This window comes from Halomonas sp. 3A7M (assembly GCF_014897875.1).
In the GTDB taxonomy this organism is placed as follows: Bacteria; Pseudomonadota; Gammaproteobacteria; order Pseudomonadales; family Halomonadaceae; genus Vreelandella.
Genome location: NZ_JABUZD010000141.1, coordinates 1 through 964 on the forward strand (window position 1 = coordinate 1; position 964 = coordinate 964).

General features: G+C 55.0%; 2 protein-coding genes. Both read right to left on the reverse strand.

Translation table 11 applies throughout. From position 1 onward, the window contains the following. Positions 1-234 precede the first annotated feature (234 nt). Positions 235-534, reverse strand: a complete 300-nt coding sequence (locus INT19_RS12060; RefSeq protein ID WP_193060913.1) for a hypothetical protein — start codon at positions 532-534, stop codon at positions 235-237. A gap of 58 nt (positions 535-592) precedes the next feature. Continuing rightward, positions 593-964 (reverse strand): hypothetical protein (locus INT19_RS12065; protein ID WP_226924605.1); only part of this gene is annotated, 372 nt, incomplete at its 5' end.

Consider the following 964-nt stretch of genomic DNA (forward strand, 5'->3'; position numbering starts at 1 on the left):
TGTCGCCTTGCCGCGGAGCGGCGCGGGGTAAAGGCGTCCGATGATCACCCCCACCGTGCCCGCGGTAGTCTTGAGGGTTTACCACGGCGCTTATTCAGCGTGGGCAGCCTATACAAAACGCGGCTGCTAGCAGCCCCGTAGGGGTCGCTAGCAGCCCCGTAGGGGTCGCTAGCAGCCGCGTCAAGGTTGGGTTGGGTTGGGTTGGGTTGGGTTGGGAAAGCCTCGCCCGGCTAATCACAAATCACAAAAGGGAATGTCTGGCCAATAGAAAGCTCCCCAAAGCGCGCTACTGTCGTGCTCTGACATCGAGGAGGCCCATTCGCTAATGAGGTCATATTTACAGCGTGCATGCGAGGCAGTCTCGCCCACATCGGTATCATTTTGAATTTCACTAGGCGAGGTATGGCCAGCCTCACGTTTAGCCGCCTTAGCTGCCATTGAGTGCGCGCACTCTAGCAGTTTCGCAGGCGTAATAAGCGGGTCATTTCCTTGAGTCGGGTAGAGGGGATTTTGGATCATGGTATCTACGTTCATGGGGTAATCTCCTGGGGTGATAGCCCCGCAAAGACTGAAGTGCTTCGCGGGTGTTGGTTTATATCTGGGATTCTTGGATCTCGCTCATTGCCTCATCATAAGCCTGGGTTACTGCGGCTACGTGGGCGGGAGACAAATCCCAACCGCGGCGCTTGGCGGCTAGATATAAGATCCGCTGTTCTCTTTCATCGTCCAAACGTTTAAGCCATTCACCAAGCTGCTCGATGCCACGCATTTCATAAATCTCAAAGTGAAGCCCGCTACTTTGTTTGGCGCTTAACTCTGCCTGTGCAATCAATGCTTTGGGGGTAGTCGTCTCGCCAGGGGTGAGAGGTGACTGTATGCGTATATCGTAGAGCGTGGGTTTCATGATCGACTCCTTGAGTTTGCGGTTGCCGCCGCGCTTTGTTTCGACCCTTGTAGTATCGCT

Coding starts and splice junctions, on each gene's coding strand:
- INT19_RS12060 (WP_193060913.1), bottom strand. CDS start 534: ATGAACGTAGATACCATGATCCAAAATCCCCTCTACCCGACTCAAGGA.